16 protein-coding genes are annotated in these 18,406 nt (G+C 72.5%); 6 read left to right on the top strand and 10 right to left on the bottom strand.

Translation table 11 applies throughout. The features are described from left to right. Positions 1–4 precede the first annotated feature (4 nt). The 3 genes from BA062_RS13440 to BA062_RS13430 are packed head-to-tail and all read left to right on the top strand — an operon-like array spanning position 5 to position 3,208. Positions 5–946, top strand: a complete 942-nt coding sequence (locus BA062_RS13440; RefSeq protein WP_110337317.1) for a thiamine pyrophosphate-dependent dehydrogenase E1 component subunit alpha — start codon at positions 5–7, stop codon at positions 944–946. Beyond that, the gene (locus BA062_RS13435) at positions 939–1,913 is read left to right on the top strand and encodes an alpha-ketoacid dehydrogenase subunit beta (protein WP_110336379.1); all 975 of its coding nucleotides are present in this window, start codon (positions 939–941) and stop codon (positions 1,911–1,913) included. The genes BA062_RS13440 and BA062_RS13435 overlap by 8 nt, the downstream gene beginning before the upstream one ends. A gap of 20 nt (positions 1,914–1,933) precedes the next feature. Continuing rightward, positions 1,934–3,208: an MFS transporter gene (locus BA062_RS13430; RefSeq protein WP_110336378.1), complete on the top strand. Its 1,275-nt coding sequence runs from the start codon at positions 1,934–1,936 to the stop codon at positions 3,206–3,208. A gap of 44 nt (positions 3,209–3,252) precedes the next feature. On the opposite strand, the gene BA062_RS13425 is transcribed toward BA062_RS13430, so the two are convergent. From BA062_RS13425 to BA062_RS13415, 3 genes are all read right to left on the bottom strand, one after another. Beyond that, positions 3,253–3,537: a hypothetical protein gene (locus tag BA062_RS13425; RefSeq protein WP_110336377.1), complete on the bottom strand. Its 285-nt coding sequence runs from the start codon at positions 3,535–3,537 to the stop codon at positions 3,253–3,255. 188 nt (positions 3,538–3,725) lie between these two features. Beyond that, a complete protein-coding gene (locus BA062_RS13420) occupies positions 3,726–6,911 on the bottom strand; it encodes an acetyl-CoA carboxylase family protein (RefSeq protein WP_110336376.1) in 3,186 nt (1,061 codons plus the stop codon). Then, positions 6,908–8,509: an AMP-binding protein gene (locus BA062_RS13415; protein WP_110336375.1), complete on the bottom strand. Its 1,602-nt coding sequence runs from the start codon at positions 8,507–8,509 to the stop codon at positions 6,908–6,910. The genes BA062_RS13420 and BA062_RS13415 overlap by 4 nt, the downstream gene beginning before the upstream one ends. A 75-nt stretch (positions 8,510–8,584) precedes the next feature. Between BA062_RS13415 and BA062_RS13410 the strand changes: the two genes are divergently transcribed. Then, positions 8,585–9,196, top strand: coding sequence for a TetR/AcrR family transcriptional regulator (locus tag BA062_RS13410; RefSeq protein WP_168213940.1), 612 nt, complete (start codon positions 8,585–8,587; stop codon positions 9,194–9,196). A 10-nt stretch (positions 9,197–9,206) separates the two neighbouring features. On the opposite strand, the gene BA062_RS13405 is transcribed toward BA062_RS13410, so the two are convergent. Both BA062_RS13405 and BA062_RS13400 read right to left on the bottom strand, forming a co-directional pair. After that, a complete protein-coding gene (locus tag BA062_RS13405; RefSeq protein ID WP_110336373.1) occupies positions 9,207–9,605 on the bottom strand; it encodes an NUDIX hydrolase in 399 nt (132 codons plus the stop codon). Further along, a complete protein-coding gene (locus BA062_RS13400) occupies positions 9,602–11,020 on the bottom strand; it encodes an aminotransferase-like domain-containing protein (protein WP_110336372.1) in 1,419 nt (472 codons plus the stop codon). The genes BA062_RS13405 and BA062_RS13400 overlap by 4 nt, the downstream gene beginning before the upstream one ends. Here BA062_RS13400 and BA062_RS13395 point away from each other — a divergent pair. Further along, entirely contained in the window at positions 11,019–12,005 is a 987-nt protein-coding gene (locus BA062_RS13395) for a DMT family transporter (RefSeq protein ID WP_110336371.1), read from the top strand. The genes BA062_RS13400 and BA062_RS13395 overlap by 2 nt on opposite strands. Here the strand turns inward: BA062_RS13395 and BA062_RS13390 are convergent. The 5 genes from BA062_RS13390 to BA062_RS13370 form a co-directional block, all read right to left on the bottom strand. Next, positions 11,968–12,738, bottom strand: a complete 771-nt coding sequence (locus BA062_RS13390; RefSeq protein ID WP_110336370.1) for an endonuclease I family protein — start codon at positions 12,736–12,738, stop codon at positions 11,968–11,970. The genes BA062_RS13395 and BA062_RS13390 overlap by 38 nt on opposite strands. 55 nt (positions 12,739–12,793) lie before the next feature. Next, on the bottom strand, positions 12,794–13,345 hold the full coding sequence (locus tag BA062_RS13385) for a hypothetical protein (RefSeq protein WP_110336369.1): 552 nt from the start codon (positions 13,343–13,345) through the stop codon (positions 12,794–12,796). Positions 13,346–13,431: 86 nt separating this feature from the next. Further along, positions 13,432–13,683 (bottom strand): helix-turn-helix domain-containing protein, encoded by a 252-nt coding sequence (locus BA062_RS13380; protein ID WP_110336368.1) that lies wholly within the window; start codon positions 13,681–13,683, stop codon positions 13,432–13,434. Beyond that, the gene (locus tag BA062_RS13375) at positions 13,683–14,180 is read right to left on the bottom strand and encodes a DUF2975 domain-containing protein (protein ID WP_110336367.1); all 498 of its coding nucleotides are present in this window, start codon (positions 14,178–14,180) and stop codon (positions 13,683–13,685) included. The genes BA062_RS13380 and BA062_RS13375 overlap by 1 nt, the downstream gene beginning before the upstream one ends. A 106-nt stretch (positions 14,181–14,286) precedes the next feature. Beyond that, a complete protein-coding gene (locus tag BA062_RS13370) occupies positions 14,287–14,802 on the bottom strand; it encodes a hypothetical protein (RefSeq protein ID WP_110336366.1) in 516 nt (171 codons plus the stop codon). 159 nt (positions 14,803–14,961) lie between these two features. Here BA062_RS13370 and BA062_RS13365 point away from each other — a divergent pair, with 159 nt between their 5' ends. Continuing rightward, the gene (locus tag BA062_RS13365; RefSeq protein WP_110336365.1) at positions 14,962–18,405 is read left to right on the top strand and encodes an ATP-binding protein; all 3,444 of its coding nucleotides are present in this window, start codon (positions 14,962–14,964) and stop codon (positions 18,403–18,405) included. The last annotated feature ends 1 nt before the right edge of the window (position 18,406 follow it).

Below are 18,406 nucleotides of genomic sequence, written 5' to 3'. Positions count from 1 at the left end.
GTCGATGACACGGGAAGGGCCCGAGGCCGATCTGCTCGCGATGTGGCGGATCCGTGCCTTCGAGGAGAAGCTGCAGGAGCTGCACAAGGCCGGTGACCTGCTCGGCTCGGTGCACCTGTGCATCGGGCAGGAGGCCGGGCCGGTCGGCGCGTGCACCGCACTGAGCGAGCAGGACGCGCTGTTCGCGACCTACCGGGGGCACGGCTGGGCGATCGCCAGAGGGGTGCCGCTGCGGCCGCTGTTCGCCGAGCTGCTCGGCAGGGCGACCGGGGTCAACGGCGGGCGAGGCGGCTCGGCCTACTTCAGCGCGGCCGACCACGGCTTCTACGGTGAGAACTCGATCGTCGGCGGTGGTGTCCCGCACGCGGTCGGTGCCGCGCTGGCCGGCAGGCACGACGGCAGCGGCCGGATCGCGATGGCGGTGTTCGGCGACGGCGCGATGAACCAGGGCGCGGTGCCGGAGGCGATGAACTTCGCGGCCGCGTTCGGCCTGCCCGTGCTGTTCCTGTGTGAGAACAACCGGTACTCCGAGCTGACGCCCATCCGGGACATGGTGCGCAACGAGGCACTCACCGACCGGGCGACCGCACTGGGTATCAGCGCGACCCGCATCGACGGCAACGACCCAGAGCTGGTGCGTTCCACCGTCGCCCGGTACGCCGACGCGGCGCGGGACGGCCACGGGCCGGCGTTCGTCGAGCTGACCACGCAGCGGCTCGTCGGCCACTACATCGGCGATGTGCAGCAGTACCGCACCCGCGCCGAGCTGGAGGAGGACGGGCGGGCGGAGCCCATCGCGCGGGCCAGGGCCGCGCTCGCCGAGTCCGGAGTGGACACCGATGCGGTCGAGCGCGCCGCCCGGGAAGAGGTCGGCGCGGCCGCGGCCGCCGCGCTGGCCGATCCGCCCGCTGACCCGACGACCGCGAAGGAGCACCTGTATGCCTGAGCTGAACTACGCCGGCGCGGTCAACGCCGCGTTGCGCCGGTGCCTGGAGGAACTGCCCGAAACGCTGCTGTACGGCGAGGACGTCGCCAAGCCGGGCGGGGTGCACGGGGTGACGCGCAGGCTGTGGAAGGACTTCGGCGACCGGGTGTTCGACACGCCGATCAGCGAGTCGGCGATTCTGGGTACCGCCGTGGGGGCCGCGATGATGGGCAGGCGGCCGATCGTCGAGATCATGTGGGCCGACTTCTTCCTCGTCGCGCTCGACCAGCTGGTGAACCAGGCGGCGAACATCCGCTACGTGTCACAGGGTCGGCTGACGGCGCCGTTGACGGTGCGCACCCAGCAGGGCAACTCACCCGCCGCCTGCGCCCAGCACTCCCAGAACCTCGAGGCGATGTTCACTCACGTGCCCGGGCTGCGCGTGGTCGTGCCGTCCACCCCGCAGAACGCCTACGACTCCATGGTCTCGGCGGTGTACTCCGACGACCCGGTGGTGGTGTTCGACAACCGCACCCTCTACCTGGGTGAGAAGCAACAGGTGGAGACCGGCGGCGCGGTGAAGCCGATCGGCGGCGGCACCGTGCGCCGCACCGGCGCGGCCGCCACGGTCGTCACGTGGGGAGCGATGACGCACCGCGTGCTCGCCGCCGCCGACCGGCTCGCCGAGGAGGGCACCGAGGTCACGGTGCTGGAGACGCCGTGGCTCAACCCGTTCGACCACGAGGCCGTGCACCGGTCCGTCGCGGCCACCGGCGGCCGGCTCGCGGTGGTGCACGAGGCCAACGTCACCGGCGGGTTCGGTGGCGAGGTCGTGGTGCGGGCGCTGGAAGCCGGCGTGCTGTCCGGGCGGCCGTTGCGCATCGGTGCGGCGGACACCCGCATCCCGGCGGCGCCCCGGCTGGCCGGTGCGCTGATCCCTGACACCGAGCAGATCCTGACCGAGCTGCGGAAGTTCACCCGCGCCTGAGGACCGACGGAGAGTCAACGATGACCAAGATCCGCTACCGGGTGTTCGCGATGAACTTCCTGGCCTGCCTGATCAACTACGGGGACCGGGTGGCGCTGTCGGTGGCCGCGCCCTTCATCCTCGCCGAGTTCGACTTCTCGCCCGCCGTGTGGGGCGTGATCCTGAGCGCGTTCTTCTGGACGTACTCGCCCTTCGCGCTCGTGGGCGGGCTGATGGTGGACCGGATCGGCGTTCGGCGTGCGTACACCGTGTGCATGCTCGTCTGGTCGCTGACCATTCCGCTCACCGCGAGTGCCTGGAACGCGGTGTCGTTCATCATCGCGCGGCTGTTGTTCGGAGCGGGGGAGGGACCGCAGGCGCCGATCAGCACCAAGTTGACCGCCAACTGGTTCCCCCGCAGGCAGACCTCGACGATGCTCAACCTCGCGCAGGCGGGCACGACGATCGGCCCGATCATCGCGACGCCGCTGATCATCTGGGCCTGCACGTCGATCGGCTGGCGTCCCACGTTCGTCCTGCTCGCCTCGTTCGGCGTGGTCTGGTGTGCGGTGTGGTGGTTCGTGGCGAGGGACCGGCCCGCCGACCACCCGAAGGTCGACGACGCGGAGCGCGCGTTCATCACGGCGGACCACGAGTCCGCGGCCGAGCAGTCGGCCGCGCCACGGACCGCGGGCTTCTGGGAGCTGCTACGGGACCGGCGGATCGTGGCGCTGGCGATCGCGTTCTTCGCCTACTCCTGGGTGCTGTTCATGTTCATGACCTGGTATCCCCAGTACCTGGTGGACGCGCGCGGCGTGGACAAGGGCGACCTCGGCGGTATCGGGACGATCCCGTGGGTCGCGGCGACGGCGGGGCTCGTGGTCGGCGGCCTGGTGGCCGACCGGCTGATCCGGCGGACCGGCAGCTTCGTCACGCCGCGCAAGTGGATGATCGTGGGCTGTCTGGTGGCGGTGGCGGTGTGCTTCGGTCCGTCGCCGCTGGTGAGTTCGCCGACGCTGGGCATGGTGCTGGTGTGCGTGGCGACGTTCTTCCTGCTCGCCAGCTACCAGTACCAGGCGCTCGTCGTGGCGCTGGTTCCGTCCCGCTACACCGGGCGGCTGGCCGGCGTGATCCAGATGTGCTCCACGCTGGCGGGGATCCTCGCGCCGATCGTCACCGGCGCCGTGGTGCAGGCCACCGGCAGCTACACGTCGGCGTTCGTCTTCGCGGGGGTGCTGACGCTCGGCGGCGCTCTCGCCGTGCTCGTCCTCGTGCGGGAGCGTGGCCGGACCCCGGCGGAGGTGCCGGTCGGCTAGGTGACGAGGCGGGGAGCCGGGTGCGACCGGCTCCCCGCTCGTGCTTACAGCAGCTCGGCCGAGACCACGGTGGGCAGTTCGCGGAGGCTGTCCAGCAGCTGCTCGACGTCCGTGGTCATGATCGTGCCGACGACGCTGCTCTCGGCGACGCCGTCGCGGATGTCCACGGCCAGGTCGTGCACCTGGTAGCCGCCCCGGTGCAGGGCCGAGGACAGCGTGAGCAGCCCTTCGACACCGCCGGTGAAGTAGGTGGCGATGCGGCGGCGCATCGGGAACGCCGCGCGGGCCGAGGGGATGCGATGGGTGGCCGGGCCGATGGCGAGAGACATGGTGGATCTCCAGTTCGAGGACTGACAGGATCCGGGCCAGGCCCCGAGAAGGAAGTGCCGCTCGTCCGCGGTCGGCAGCGCCGCGCGCCGGCGACCTGGGTTCAGCCGGCGCGCCTCACTACTACGTCTCGCTTCGACGTCAGAGGCAGCTGCATGACGGGCAGGGTAACAGACGACCTCGGCCCGCGTCACCGCCTGCTGTTGCGGAAGGCGCGGGACAGCAGCTCGCGGGTGTCGGCGGGGTCGATCACGTCGTCGATCTCGAACACCGTCGCCACGCTGAGTGCCTTCCCGCGTTCGTACAGGTCGGCCAGCAGCTCGTCGTAGCGGGCCTGCCGGGCCTCCGGGTCCGCGATGGCCTCCAGCTCGGCGCGGAAACCGAGCCGCACCGCGCCCTCGAGGCCCATGCCGCCGAACTCGCCGGTGGGCCAGGACAGCGTGACGACGGGTGCGTGCAGGTCGCCGCCCGCCATCGCCATCGCGCCGAGGCCGTACCCCTTGCGCAGCACCACCGTGCACAGTGGAACCGTGAGGCGGGCACCGGCGACGAACATCGCGCTGAACCGGCGCACCGTGGCCGTGCGCTCCGCCTCCGGCCCGACCATGAACCCCGGGGTGTCGCACAGGGACACCACCGGCAGGCGGTGGGCCTCGCACAGCTCCAGGAACGCGGTGGCCTTGTCGGCGGCGTCGCCGTCGATGGCGCCGCCGAGGTGCTCGGGGTTGTTCGCGAGCACGCCAACGGGGTGACCGTCGAGTCGGGCCAGCGCCGTGACGATCCCGGCGCCGAACCCGCCGCGCAGCTCCAGCACGCTGCCGGTGTCGAACAGGGCGTCGAGCACGGGCCGGACCGGGTAGGTGCGGAGCCGGTTCTCCGGGACCAGGTGCCGCAGGAGCCGCTGGTCGCCGTGCTCGCCCTCGGTGCGCCCGCCGCCGAAGTAGGACAGGTAACGGCGGGCCTCGGCCACGGCTGCGGCGTCGTCGGCGACCAGCCGGTCGACCACGCCGTTGGCCCACTGGACGTCCATCGGCCCGACGTCCATCGGCGCGACCACGCCGAGGCCGCCGCCCTCGATCATCGCCGGGCCGCCCATGCCCAGGCTGCTGCCCTCCGTGGCGATGATCGTGTCGCAGCTTCCGGCGAGCGCGGCGTTGCCCGCGAAGCAGTAGCCGGCGACCACGGCGACGGTGGGGACCCGGCCGCGCAGCTGGGCGAACAGGCGGAACGTGGGCACGTCGAGCTGGGCGACCGCCGAGGTGTCGGTGTCGCCCGGCCGGCCGCCGCCGCCTTCGGCGAAGACCACCACGGGCAGGTTCTCCCTGGCCGCGAGCCGGAACAGCCGGTCGGTCTTGTTGTGGTTGTGCACGCCCTGGGTGCCGGCCAGAACGGTGTAGTCGTAGGACATCACCGCGACGGGCAGCCCCCCGACCGTGCCGGTGCCGGTGATGAGCCCGTCGGCGGGCGTGCGGGCGAGCAGATCATCCAGGCTGCGCCTGCGACGCTGCGCGGCGATGGTCAGCGCCCCGTACTCGACGAAGCTGTCGGGGTCGAGCAGGTCCGCGATGTTCTCCCGCGCGGTGCGCCTGCCCGACGCCTTCCTCCGTCCGGTCGCCTCGGGCCTGCCCTCGTCCAGACCCGCCCGGTGCCGTTCCACGACCTCGGCGAGGTCGGGCCGGATCCGGTCGAGGTCCACGGTCTCGTCCCTGGCGTCCGCCGCGTCCGCGGCACCGGCCTCGGCGAGGAAGGCCAGCGGGGACCCGGCGCCGACCGTGTCGCCGACCTTCACGGCGACCGTGTGGACCCGGCCGGGCCGCCCCGCCCTGATCACGTGCTCCATCTTCATCGCCTCGAGCACCACGAGCTCGGCTCCGGCCGCGACCGTGCGGCCCTCCTCGGCGGGCACGGCCACCACCACGCCCTGCTGCGGGCTGACGACCGCGTCCGTCCCTTCCGGAGTATCCACAGTGGACACCTGCTCGGCTGGTTCCCCGGAGGCGGCAGGCAGCGCCGACGCCCTCGGTGCCGCCGCGAGCACGCCGAGGTGATCGTCGACGAACGTGGTGTGCAGCGTGCCGTCGGTCAGCTCCGGGCGGACGAGCACGGCCTGCAGCAGCCCCACGTTGACCGGCACCCCGGCGAGGTCGAACTGGGCGAGCGCCCGGCGGGCCAGCGCCGCCGCGCCCGCCGGATCGGGTCCCGTGGCGATCACCTTGGCCAGTAGCGAGTCGTAGCGCGGGCCGATCGCGTAGCCGGTGTAGCCGTGCGTGTCGACCCGGATGCCGCGCCCGGCGGGCGGCTGGAACCGGGTGAGCGTGCCGCTGCCGGATGTCACGGTTCCGTCCGTGCCGACGGTCTCGGTGTTGACGCGCACCTGCACGGCCGTGCCACGAGGGGCGGGCGGTGCCGTGAGACCCAGCTCGGCGAGCCCTGCGCCACCCGCGATCCGCAGCCCGAGCTCGACCAGGTCGAGGCCGGTGGTCTCCTCGGTGACCGTGTGCTCCACCTGGATGCGGGGGTTGACCTCCAGGAACGCGATCTCCTCGCCCGCGACCAGGAACTCCACGGTGGCCAGCCCCGCGTAGTCGGTGACCAGCCGCAGGGCCGCGGCGTGGAGGCGTTCCCTCACGGCCCCGGACAGGGCGGGAGCGGGCGCGATCTCGACGAGCTTCTGCCGCCGCCGCTGCGCCGAGCAGTCCCGGTCGCCCAGCACCACGGTGTCCCGGCCGTCGCCGAGCACCTGCACCTCGATGTGCCGGGCCCGGGGGAGGAGCCGCTCGACGTACACGGCGTCGTTGCCGAAGGCGGCGCGCGCCTCCGAAGCACAGCGCCGCAGGGTGTCGTCGAGATCCTCGCGCCGCGTCACCGGGTGCATGCCGCGCCCGCCGCCACCGGCGACGGCCTTGACCATGACGGCTCCACCGGAACCCAGCTCGGCGAGGAAAGCGTGCGCCCGCGCGGAGTCCGTGGGGCCCTCGGTGGCCGTCAGCACGGGGATGTCCAGCTCCCGCGCGCGGCGGCGTGCCGCGCTTTTGTCGCCGAACAGCGCGAGCGAGTCCGGCGACGGGCCCGCGAACACGATCCCGTGCTCGGCGCACGCGCGGGCGAGCGCCGGGTTCTCGGAGAGGAACCCGTAGCCGGGATGGAGGATGTCGCATCCGGTGCGCACTGCGGCGGCGACGATCTGCTCGACGTCGAGGTAGGCCGCCGCCCCGGTGCCCGGAAGCGGCACCGCCTCGTCGGCACGCACGCGGTGGGCGCACGCGGCGTCGTCCTCGGGATGCACGGCCACGGTCCTGATCCCGAGCGCGGCGGCCGTGCCCATGATCCGGACGGCGATCTCACCGCGGTTGGCCACCAGCAGCTTGGCCGTCATCGGCCGCTCCGGCGCAGGACGATCCCCTCGGCCTCGCGGTCCCACACGTCAGCGCCGACACCGCTGTCGCGCAGGACGTGCTTGTGGACCTTCTGCGTGGGCGTCTTCGGCAGCTCGCCTGCGAACTCCAGATACCTGGGCACCATGAAGTACGGCAGCCGGTCGATGAGGAACCGGGTGAGCTCAACGGGATCGAGCACGCGGCCTTCCCGGGGGACGACCACCGCCTTGATCTCGTCCTCGGTCAGCTCGGAGGCGACGGCGACCACCGCGCTCTCGTAGACGTCCGGATGCTCGTTGATCACCCGCTCGACCTCGAAGCTCGAGATGTTCTCGCCGCGCCTGCGCAGCGCGTCCTTCATCCGGTCGGAGAAGTAGAAGCGGCCGTCGGCGTCGGTGCGGAACGCGTCGCCGGTGTGGACCCAGCCGTCCACCAGCGTCTCCGCGGTCTTGTCCGGCAGGTTGTGGTAGCCGCGCATGACCAGCAGCGGATCCTCCGGCCGCACCCACAGCTCGCCGATGGTGCCCGGGGCAACCTCCTGCCCGGCCTCGTCCACGAGCTTCAGCTCGTAGCCGTCGCGCGGAAAGCCGCACTCGCCGCCGACGACGGTCTCCGGCGGTCCATTGAGGACGGCGCCGATCTCGCTCATCCCGTACACCGCGGCGAGGTCGAGGCCGAACCGGTTCCGGAACCCGTCCACGTCGCTCGCCAGCGGAGCCATGATCGCCAGCTCCAGCGGGTTGTCGGCGTCCTCCGGGGTGGGCTCGGCCTGCTGCAGCAGCTCCGCCATCGCCCCGAGCATCACCGTCACCGTGATGCCGTGCTCGCGCACCGTCGGCCAGAACCGGCTCACCGAGAACGACGGTTCGAGCACGCACAGGGCGCGGTGGATCAGCGCCTGGTACACGCCGTACCACTGCCCCGCGAGATGGAACAGCGGGAGCGTGACGAGAATGCGGTCGCCCGCGACCGGGCGGGCCTGGTCCTCCCTGGACGCGTAGGTGTAGGCGTGCGCGTGGGAGATCAGGACGCCTTTGGACAGTCCGGTGGTGCCCGAGGTGTACATGTAGGCCATCAGCTCGGCCGGGTCCAGGCTCAGCGGAGCCGCCGGTTCGGGCGTGGTCAGCTCGCCGAACTCGACGACCCGGAACCGGTCGCGCAGGCCGTCCGCCGCGGCGACCTCACCGTGCACGACGAGGGTGCGCAGCGAACCGAGGTCCCCGGCCACGCGGGCGATCCGCTCGACGTAGGCGTCCTCGCAGATCAGCGTCCGCGCGCCCGAGTCGTTGAGGATGTGGGTGAGAAAGGCGCCCTTGTAGGCGGTGTTGACAGGTACCTCGACCATCCCGCCGAGCCCCGTGCCCGACCACGCGTGCACGCCGTCGAGGGAGTTGTCGAGCAGCAGCGCGACCGGCTCCTGGCGGGCGGTGCCGAGCCCGGCGAGCCCCGCGACGATCCGCAGGGAACGGTCGTGGCTCTCCGCGAAGGTGTACCGCCCGTCCCGTCCCAGCTGGGCGACGGTGTCGGGCGACTCGGTGAGCGCGCGGTCGTAGGCGGCCCGCAGGGTCCGCGCAGGCACCTCCGGCAAGTTCGTCATCGAACCTCGCATTCAGCCCGTGCTTTACACGCGTGTCAAGCAGAACCCTACTGCAGAATGCGCTACTTTACAAAGGTGTCAAATGCAGGGCTGGGCGGAAGAGCTGTCGCCGCCGGCGACAAGCGGGAGCTGTTGCTCGACGCCGCCGAGGAGGTGTTCCGCACGCTCGGCTACGCGGGCACGACGATGGCTGAGCTCGCCAAGGCGGCCGGAGTCACGCGGCCGACCGTGTACGCGTACTTCAGCTCGAAGGACGAGGTGTTCCGGGCGCTGGCCGACCGGGTGCGCCGGGAATTCCTGAGCCTGCAGGAGAAGCCGGACGCCGAGTCGCCCTCGGACATGGTCCGGCAGATCGTCGCCGACTACCTCGCCGCGTACGTGCGCCACCAGGGGCTGCTCACCGTGCTGGCGCACCAGGCGCTGAGCGACGGCGAGTTCCGCAAGGTCAGGGAGGAGGTCTTCGCCCGCGTCGAGCGCCGCAACACCCGGTTCCTGGAGCGGCTCGCCGTGCAGGGCAGGGCCCGGCCGGTGGTCCCCCCGGTGATGATCTCGGCCGCGGTGACCGGGCTGGTCGCCCGCTTCGCCGAGCTGGCCGCCGCCGAGCCGGACGAGCTGCCGTCGCTGGGCGACGAGGTCGCCGACATGTACCTGACCCTGGCCGGGATGACCGAGCCCCCGAACGGGTGACATCGTCGCCTCAGCGGAGGTGGCCTGCCTCGTGGAGGTGGTCGAGGATCAGCTGGTTCACGGGAGACACGCGGTCGCGGTCGGCGCAGGTCAGCCAGCGCAGCTCCTCGATCTCACTGGCCGGAGCGAGGGTTCCGCGGTAGTCGGCGGTGTAACAGGTCATGCGCACCACCGTTCCGCCGGCGCGGCCGTGTGCCGGTGCCTCGAAGGTGCCGGCGTGCACCGCGGTCGCGGGATCGAGACCGACGGTGAGTTCCTCGCCGATCTCCCTGGTGAGGGTCTCCAGGTCGGTCTCGCCGGGCTCACGTTTGCCGCCGGGGAGGTAGTACACGTCCTTGCCGCGCGACCGCGCACCGAGGAGCCTGCCGTCCTCGATCCGGAGCCAGGCGATCTTGTCGATCGTCGTCATGGTCCCTTCCTACCCCGCTCCAGCGCCTCGCCGAGCAGGCGCATCCCCTCGGGGAACGCGCCGGGGTTCGGGCCCGCGTAGTTGAGCCGCAGGTACGGCCCCGTCGGCTCGGCGGGGAACCACTCGGTTCCCGGCGCGACGATCAGCCCCACGGCTTCACAGTCCCGGACCAGCCCGGGCAGGTCGGTGGTGTCCGGCAGCCGCACCCAGAGGTTCAGCCCGCCCGCGGGCACGGTGTCGAGATGCGCGGCGGGGACGTGCTCGGCCAGTGCCGCGGTGAGGAGGTCCCGCCGGGCGGCGAGCTGGTGCCGGAGCCCGCGCAGGTGCGTGCGCCAGGCCGGCTGGGTCACCACGTCGAGCGCGGCTGCCTGCAGGAGGCCGCTCACGTACATCGCCTCGGCCTGGATGTCGCCGAGGATGCGCTCACGCGCGGGGCCCCGCGCGATGATCCCGGCAACACGGACGGCGGACGACACGCTCTTCGTCAGCGACCGCAGGTACACGACGTGCCCGCCGTCGTCGCGCGCGGCGAGCGGCACGGGGTCGGCGGTGATCCCGAAGTCGTGCGCCCAGTCGTCCTCGATCAGGAAGGCCCCGTGCCTGCGCACGGTGTCGAGCACCGCCTCGGCCACGTCGGGCGGCCAGCGCGCACCGGTGGGGTTGGCGAAGTTCGGCTGGACGTAGCACGCGCGGGCGCCGGTGCGCTGGAACGCGCGGGCCAGCTCGTCCGGGTCCGGCCCTTCGCCGCCGCTGGGCACCGGCACGATCTGGACGCCGGCCTGCGTGGCGGCGAGGATCGCGCCCCAGTAGGTCGGCGACTCCAGCAGCAGCGGCCTGCCCGCCCCGGCCAGCGTGCGGAACGCGGTGCTCAGCCCGCTCTGGCTGCCCGGGATCACGATCGCGTCGCTGGGCGCGGGCGGCGTGATCCCGGCCGGGCAGGCCGCGCCGAGCTCGGTGGCGAACCACGTCTGCAACTCCGGCAGTCCGGCCGCGGGTGGTCTGCTGATGGCCGCCGCACCGCGGGCGGCGCGGGTGAACGCGGTCCGCACGAGCCGTTCGGGTAGCAGCTCCCGGTCGGGGAAGCCCGAGTGCAACGCGATCACGTCGTTCGTCACGGTGCGCAGCGGTGTGGACAGCGCGGGGAAGCGGTTCGCCGGCGACCCGAGTGCGGCGGTCTGCCAGCCGTAGTCGTGCGGGCGGACGGCCCGCACCACGCGGACGAAGGTACCGACACCGGGACGGCTCTCGATCACGCCCTGCGCGGAGAGCACCCGCAGTGCCTTCTGCACCGTCACCGGGCCTGCGCCGTACCGCGCGGCCAGCGTGCGGGTGGACGGCAGTTTCGCACCGGGTGCGGCCGTGGCGATCCAGTCGCGAAGCCCCGCGACGATCCGGGCGCTGCTATCGTCGGACATGTCATCGAATAGTAGCGCTACTCGGACAGATGGCTCGGCGCTATCGCGCGGCCGGGCAGGCCTCTGGTGGGGTGTGCTCGGGGTCGCGGCGTTCTCCTGCACCGTCCCGTTCACACGTTTCGCCGTGGAGGACGGGGGCCTGTCACCGCTGTTCATCGGTTCCGGCCGGGCCGTGGTCGCCGCGCTGCTCGCGGCCGCCGCGCTGGTCCTCACCGGGCAGCGACCGCCCCGCGGCAGGCAGTGGGTCCGCGTCGCGGTCGTCGCCGGGGGAGTGGTGGTGGGCTTCCCGGTGCTCACGTCCTTCGCGCTCAGCGGAGCGCCCGCGAGCCACGGCGCCGTCGTGATCGCGTTGCTGCCCGCGGCGACCGCCGTGCTGGCCGTGCTCAGGGGGCACGAGCGGCCGCGGAGATCGTTCTGGATCATGGCGGCCGTTGGTGCCTTCGCCGCCGTCGCATTCGCGGCGCTGCAGGGGGGCGGGTTCGGCGGCCTGCACTGGTACGACCTGCTCCTGTTCGGCGCGGTCGTCGCGGCCGCGATCGGCTACGCCGAGGGCGGGCTGCTCGCCCGTGAACTCGGTGCGTGGCAGACCGTGTCGTGGGCGCTCGTGCTCGCCGCGCCGCTGATGATCGTCCTCACCGGACTCTCGATGGCGCAGGAACCGCCGAGCGCCACCCCGGCCGGGTGGGCGGCGTTCGCCTACCTGGCCGTGGTGAGCATGTTCCTCGGCTTCTTCGCCTGGTACCGCGGACTGGCGATCGGCCCGATGACGCGGGTCAGCCAGGTGCAGCTCGTGCAGCCCGTGCTGAGCATCTGCTGGGCCGCGCTGTTGCTGCGCGAGCAGCTCACCTGGCCGACGATCCTCGGGGGCGTCGCCGTGATCGCCTGCGCCGGAACCGCCGTGCGTGCCCGTCTCGCGCCGGCCGCTTCGTCCACTGTGGCCGGTGAGGTCACCAGATCTCGCCGGCCCACTCCGGGTGGTCGATGAACGGGTTGCGGTTGTGCTGGAACCGTTCGTAGATCACGGTGTTGCGGTTCTGCTCGACAGCGTCCGGCGGGTCGGAGGCGTGCCATTCCAGCAGCACCGAGATCCGGCCAAGGTACGGTGCGGAACCGTTGCCGACCTGGTCGTTCGGCTCCAGGTCGGCGAAACCGTCGGTGCCCTCGTACCGCACCGCCATGTAGAGGATCATGCGCGCCACGTCGCCTTTGACCTCGTCACGCGGCTCGAAGGAGTCGTCGTCGGTGTAGTTGCCGGGCGCCCCGTCGACCTCGCTGCCGCCGTTGTCGAAGTCCTTGCTGTCACGGGTGCTGTTGACCTGCACGTCCGTCGGCCGCAAATGGTGCAGATCGGTGCCGGGTCCGGGCGCGGTGCCGAAGTCGCCGTGGGATTTGGCCCAGACGTGCTCGCGGTTCCAGTCGCCGACGTCGCCCCCGTTGGCGTCCTTGGCGCGGGATTCCCCGCTGTAGAGCAGGATCACGTTGTCCGGGTTGGCCGGATCCTGGTCGGTGGCCTGCAAACCCTCCCACACCTGGTCGTAGGTCAGCTGCTCGCTCTCGCTGATGATCTCGTGCAGCTTGGTTTTGAGCGCGTCGCCTGTCAGCCCTTCGGTACCGGAGTAGTAGTCGTCCTGTGCGGTGGCCGAGGGTGCCAGCACGGTCCCGCTCAGCGCGAGCAAGGACAGCGTGCCCGCCAGCGTGCGTACGATTCGAGTGCGCATGTCTTCTCCTCGTGATCGTCTTCGCCCGATCACGCTCGCACGCCGCAGCGCGGGGTCAGTACCGACGATCGTCGTGAACCCCATGAACTTCCGGTGACGGGTACGCTGACGCGGCCTGACGCACGGCCTCGGCGAGGCCGACGGCATCGTGGGTCAGGCCGGTGATCGTGACGCTCCGCCGCCCGTCGACGGGGGAGCGCAGGGCGATGCGGTAGTGGACGTCGAGACCCAGCGCTCGCTGGAAGGCGGTGTCCCTGCCGTTGTCCTTGACGCGGGCGATGTCGCCCCAGCCCACTGCCCAGGACGTTCCGGCGTAGGACTGGCCGAGACCGCCTTGGTACAGCGTGAAAACCTCGCCTGTACGGGTGGCGGCGAGCCGAGCCTGCCACAGGCCCACGCACAGCGCGCTCAACCCGAACCCCGTGGCGAAGGCGGGAAAGATCATGGCTGCGGCCGGGTCGTTGCCGGCGACCAGCAGCATCATCAGCAGGCCCGCGGTTGCGGTGACCGCACCGAGAGGTGTGGCCACGAGGGCGATCCTGCGCCTGCGCCGGGTGTCGGTCGGGTACCGTCCGAGCACCGCGCCCAGCTCGTGTTCCGTTGCCATGATTCGCCTTCCCCGTGCCGGTGAAGGCGACCGTACGGATCCGCGTGGCCCGGGGGTGCGTGCTGGCCGGAGCCTGCCACCACGCGCTATCCGGCGCCGTGCCGGGCGGACACCACTACGTCGTCCTCGGTCCCGTCCGGTTCCCAGCGGAGCAGGTCCCCGGGCTGGCAGTCGAGCGCCTCGCAGAGCGCGGCGAGCGTCGTGAAGCGGACGGCCTTGGCGCGGCCGTTCTTCAGCACCGCCAGGTTGGCGGGGGTGATGCCGACGCGGTCGGCCAGCTCGCCCACGGACATCTTGCGCTTGGCCAGCATCACGTCGATGTCGACGACGATCGGCATCAGATCACCTCCCCCAGTTCGGCTCGCAACTGCGTGGCCTCGGCGTCGCGCGCGACGGCCTGTGCCAGCAGCATCCGCAGCACGAGCACGGTGAGGGCGACGCCAAGGATCGCGACGACCGCCCCGCACAGCAGCAGAACGATGCCGGGAGCGACGGCCTCGCCGGGCGCCAGCACCACCGCGAGCGCGAACACCAGCAGCGCCCCGGCCACGATCGCGCCGATCACGATGTGCACGTACCGGAACGAGGCGTGCGAGAACACGGTGCCGCGGCGCACCATCGTCACCAGCCGCCACACACAAACCAGGACGACCTGGATGGTCACGATGCCCAGCACGACGATCACAAGGATCGGGGTGCGCAGGTAGGCGTAGCCGGGATCGAGCGATTCCAGGTCCCTCGCCAGCAGGGTCACCATCACCGTCTGCACGAACACCGAGCCGGCGAGCAACACCGCGAGCACGGCGCGCAGAGCGAGCACCGTCAACTGTCCCATCGTCTCTCCCTCGATCGAGCCGCGATAGGAATCTATCGAAAGTCGATAGTAGCGGAGAGGTGGGGCCGGGGGCTACCTCGCTACGGAGTTGTGACCGCCGCGCGCGTCAGCGACGGGTCGCGGCCTCGACGTGCCGCAGCAGCCCCCTGGCGTCCCGGGTCAGTCCGGTGACCGTGATCTTCCGGCCGTCGGCGCAGTGGATCGTGTAGCCGAGGTCGCCGCCCGCCCACCGGGCGAGGGCGGTGTCCTTGCCCCGTCTGACGTCCACGCGCTCCACGTCCGCCCACGTGATGCTCACGGACCGGCCGGCGCGCGAGCAGCGTACGCCGTTCTCATGCAGCTCGAAGACCTCGCCGCGGCGGATGAGGAACCAGCTGCCAAGGGCCACACCCAGGAGCAGCAGGCCGAAGCCGAGCCCGAGCACGGCGCTCGGCAGGAGCAGTGGATCACCCGCCGTGCCCGCCATCCGGCCACCGCGGTCGTCGACGACCACCCAGAACGCCACCCCGGCCGCGGACACCGCGACGCCGGCGAGGAGCAGGACGGCCGCGAGCCTGCCACGGCGCGCGTTGTCGGTGGGATAGGTCGCCGTGACCGTGCCCAGGTTGGTTTCCGGTGCCATGCCGGCCTCCTCGTCGTGGCACTGAGTCCGCAGCGGCCGAGCTTCGCACGAGCGCGGGCAGCCAGGCGGGCCGTGGCCTCTGGCTGCCACGGCCCGCGTTGAATAGTTCGGGCCGTTCGAACGCAGCTCAGCTGCTGAAACGCGACGTACCGTGCACGAATGCACTTCGGCGTCCTCGGTCCGCTCGATGTCGTGGGTGACGGGCATCGGGTGGTACTGGGCGGGCCGAAGCAGCGGGAACTGCTGGCGATGCTGGTGCTGCACGTGAACCAGGTCGTGCCCGCGGGGCGGCTGGTCGAGGCGCTGTGGGGCGCGGAGCCGCCGGCCCGGGCGGAGGTGACCCTGCGCAGTCACGTGCTGCATCTACGGCAGCGGCTCGCCGCGTCCGGCGGCGCCGACGTGCTGCTCACCCGGCGGCCCGGCTACGAGCTGCGGGCGGATCCCGGCGAGGTGGACTCCCACCGGTTCGAGCGACTCGCCCGGGAGGGGCAGCACGCGCTCGACGAGGGCGACCCGGAGCGGGCGGCCGGCCTGCTTCGCGAGGCCCTCGCGCTGTGGCGGGGACCCGTGCTCGACGACCTCGGCCAGCCCGCGTTCGCGCAGGCCGCGACCGCGCGGCTCGAGGAGCTCCGCCTGGTCGCGATCGAGAACCGGATCGCGGCGGACCTGGCCCTGCACCGGCACCAGGAGGTGACCGCGGAGCTGGAGCGGCTCGTGGCCGCCCACCCGTTCCGGGAAGGGCTCGCCGGGCAGCTGATGCTCGCGCTCTACCGCTCGGGCAGGCAGGCCGACGCACTCGACACCTACGCGTCGGCCCGCAAGCGGCTCAGCACCGAACTGGGCCTGGACCCCGGTCCGGCGCTGGCCGAGCTGGAGACCGCGATCCTGAGGCACGATCCGGCCCTGTCCCTTCCGGTGCGCGTGCCTCCCGGCCACGACCGGGAGGTGCTGCCGCCGCCCGACGCGTTGTTCGCGGTCGTTCGCCGGGTCCCGATCGTGGGTCGCGCCGCCGAGTTGCACCGGCTTCGGGAGCACTGGGCCGCGGTGCGCGACGGCGCCAGGCGGGTCGTGTTGGTCTCGGGTGAGGCCGGGGTGGGCAAGACCCGGCTCGTCGCCGAGTTCGCGCATGGCGTCGGCGACGACGCCGTCCTCCTCGTCGGCCGGTGCGACCCGGCGTCGCCGGTGCCATACGGTCCGGTCGCGGGTGCGTTGCGCGCGAGCGCGGCGGCCGGTCCCGTCGCCGCCGGTGCGCCCGTGGCGGTGCGCGAGCGGCTGGCGTCGCTGCTGGACGGTTCGGCCGGCCCGCGCGAGCTTCGTACCGAGGACGCCGCCGACGAGCGGTTCGCGTTGTTCGACGCCGTGGTCTGGCTGCTGGACCGCCTCGCGGCCGAACGGCCGGTGGTGCTCACGGTCGAGGAGGGCGAGCACATCGACCGCGCCAGCTCGCTGCTGCTGCGGCATCTCGTCGGCCACCTCCCGAAGCGGGTGCTGGTCGTCGTCTGCTTCCGGGATCCGCCCGGCGGAAGGCATCCGGCGCTGCTGGAGCTGCTCGGCGATCTGGAGGGACTCGCCGACCGGTTCGTGGTGCACCCGCTCACGGAGAGCGACCTCGGCACGCTCGTGGAGGGACTGGCCGGCTCCGGGACGCCCGGGAATTTCGTCGGGGCGCTGTGGCGCCACACCGGAGGGAACCCCTTCTACGCCACTGAGGTCGTCCGCGACCTGTCCGCCCGCGGAGCGCTGAGGGCCGACGGCCGGTGGGAGGTGCCCGCCGGGGTGCGGGACGTGCTGCGGCACCGGGTGCACGTGCTGCCCGAACGCGTGCGCCAGGTCGTCCGCTGCGCCGCGGTACTCGGCCGCGAGGTGGACTTCGACGTGCTCGCCCGCATCGTGGACGACGACGAGGAGTCGTTGATCGACGCGCTGGACCTGGCGGTGGGCGCGGGTCTGCTGGTGGAGGCGGGCAGCTCCTGGAAGGCGAGCTACGCGTTCCCGCACGACCTCATGCGGGACGCCGTCTACGCAGATCTGGCCGTGCCCCGGCGGCAGCGGATCCACGTGCGGGCCGCGCGGGCCCTGCTGGCGCGCCGGCCCGGACGCGCACAAGATGTCATCGCCGCGGCGGCACATCTGCGGCGCGCCGGCGCGGCGGCCGACCCGCTGGAAGCCGCCGATGTCGCGCTGAGGGCTTCGGACGAGGCGGCCCGGCTCTACGCCTGGGACGAGGCGGTCGGCCACGCCGAGACGGCCGTCACGATCCTCGGCGACGCGGGCGCGCCCCCAGGCCGGCTCGCGGAGGCGAACGTGCGGGCGGCGATGCTGCGGCTGAAGTCCAGCATCGGCTACCCGCTCGCCGTGCGGCACCTCGAGTACGCGCTCGAGGCCTACCGCGTGGCCGGTGACGACGCCGCGGTCGCGGCCGTCCACAGCAGACTCGGGGCCGCGCTGTGCGCCCACCACTCCGTGCTGGACGTTCCCAGGGCGATCGAGCACTTCGCCGCCGCGGAGGCCGGACACGGCGAGGGCCGGGCGGCCTTCCACGTGCAGCGCGGTCTCGCGCTCGCGGCCATGTACGGGCTGCGGACGGAGCTGCTCGGCACGTCCTCGCAGCGCGCGGTGGAGCTGGCCGCCGGACTGGGGCCGCGTGAGCTGACGGTGCCCGCGTCGTGGGGACAGGCGTGGTTCCGGTTCAACCGCGGGGAACCGCAGGCCGCCGAGGCGACGTTCGAGGGAATGTGGGCGACGGCCCGCGACTGCGGCGACGCCTACCTCGGCTGGATGACGGTGAACGCGGCGGCGTTGCACGCGACCGAGTACCTGCTCGATCCCACGGCGGGGCGGGAGTGGTGCCGCCGCGGCCTCGGGCAGTCCCGGCTGGACACCTTCGCGCATCCGCACCAGACCGTCCTCGACCAGCTGACCCTGGCCCTCGCCCGCGCGGGCGAGCTGGCCGCGGCCCGGGCCACCGCGAGCGCGCTGTCCGCGGACGCCGTCAGCCTGCGGCTGCTGCTCATTCTCGACGGCGAGTGGGAGCGGGCCGAGGCCACGCTCGCGAAGGTCCTCGCCGCCGACGAGGCCGCCGGTGACCTGAACGACGCCGCCGTGCACGCGCGCTGGCTGGCCGGTGCCCGTCTGCTGCTCGGCGCAGCGGACGGTGCCGTGTCCGCGCTGGACCGCGCGCTCGCACTGGGTGTCGAGGGACCGCAGGTGCCCACCGAGCTGAGCGCGCGGGCCGAGCTGGCCCGCATCCACGCGGCGACCGATGCCGGGAAAGCGGAGCGGCACCTGGCCCGTTGCGACGAGATCGTCGGCGGTGGCGAGGACTGGCGCGGTCTCGCCGGAGTGGTGGAGCTGGCGAGGGGAGCCGTCACCGGCGCATGTGGACAGTGGCGCGAAGGGGAGGCCGCGCACGAGAACGCGGTACGGATCTTCGCGGAGTACCGCCTCCCGTGGCACCGCGCGGACGCCCTGCACGCGTGGGCCGGTCTGCTGCTGGCCGCCGGGCGGCCGGCAGAGGCCGAGGCCAGGCACCGCGAGTCCTGGGCACTGTACGACGAGATCGGCGCCGCGCCACGCTGGCGCAGACCGCTGGCCCCGCCGTGAC

Origin of the sequence: Prauserella flavalba (assembly GCF_003202235.1) — a bacterium.
Taxonomy (GTDB): Bacteria; Actinomycetota; Actinomycetes; order Mycobacteriales; family Pseudonocardiaceae; genus Prauserella_A; species Prauserella_A flavalba.
This window is presented reverse-complemented; position numbering and strand designations above follow the sequence as displayed.

What these genes read in the sequence shown, in the direction of transcription:
- BA062_RS13440 (WP_110337317.1), top strand. Translation starts at nt 5, where the DNA reads ATGACACGGGAAGGGCCCGAGGCCGATCTGCTCGCGATGTGGCGGATC.
- BA062_RS13435 (WP_110336379.1), top strand. Translation starts at nt 939, where the DNA reads ATGCCTGAGCTGAACTACGCCGGCGCGGTCAACGCCGCGTTGCGCCGG.
- BA062_RS13430 (WP_110336378.1), top strand. Translation starts at nt 1,934, where the DNA reads ATGACCAAGATCCGCTACCGGGTGTTCGCGATGAACTTCCTGGCCTGC.
- BA062_RS13425 (WP_110336377.1), bottom strand. Translation starts at nt 3,537, where the DNA reads ATGTCTCTCGCCATCGGCCCGGCCACCCATCGCATCCCCTCGGCCCGC.
- BA062_RS13420 (WP_110336376.1), bottom strand. Translation starts at nt 6,911, where the DNA reads ATGACGGCCAAGCTGCTGGTGGCCAACCGCGGTGAGATCGCCGTCCGG.
- BA062_RS13415 (WP_110336375.1), bottom strand. Translation starts at nt 8,509, where the DNA reads ATGACGAACTTGCCGGAGGTGCCTGCGCGGACCCTGCGGGCCGCCTAC.
- BA062_RS13405 (WP_110336373.1), bottom strand. Translation starts at nt 9,605, where the DNA reads ATGACGACGATCGACAAGATCGCCTGGCTCCGGATCGAGGACGGCAGG.
- BA062_RS13395 (WP_110336371.1), top strand. Translation starts at nt 11,019, where the DNA reads ATGTCATCGAATAGTAGCGCTACTCGGACAGATGGCTCGGCGCTATCG.
- BA062_RS13400 (WP_110336372.1), bottom strand. Translation starts at nt 11,020, where the DNA reads ATGTCCGACGATAGCAGCGCCCGGATCGTCGCGGGGCTTCGCGACTGG.
- BA062_RS13390 (WP_110336370.1), bottom strand. Translation starts at nt 12,738, where the DNA reads ATGCGCACTCGAATCGTACGCACGCTGGCGGGCACGCTGTCCTTGCTC.
- BA062_RS13385 (WP_110336369.1), bottom strand. Translation starts at nt 13,345, where the DNA reads ATGGCAACGGAACACGAGCTGGGCGCGGTGCTCGGACGGTACCCGACC.
- BA062_RS13380 (WP_110336368.1), bottom strand. Translation starts at nt 13,683, where the DNA reads ATGCCGATCGTCGTCGACATCGACGTGATGCTGGCCAAGCGCAAGATG.
- BA062_RS13375 (WP_110336367.1), bottom strand. Translation starts at nt 14,180, where the DNA reads ATGGGACAGTTGACGGTGCTCGCTCTGCGCGCCGTGCTCGCGGTGTTG.
- BA062_RS13370 (WP_110336366.1), bottom strand. Translation starts at nt 14,802, where the DNA reads ATGGCACCGGAAACCAACCTGGGCACGGTCACGGCGACCTATCCCACC.
- BA062_RS13365 (WP_110336365.1), top strand. Translation starts at nt 14,962, where the DNA reads ATGCACTTCGGCGTCCTCGGTCCGCTCGATGTCGTGGGTGACGGGCAT.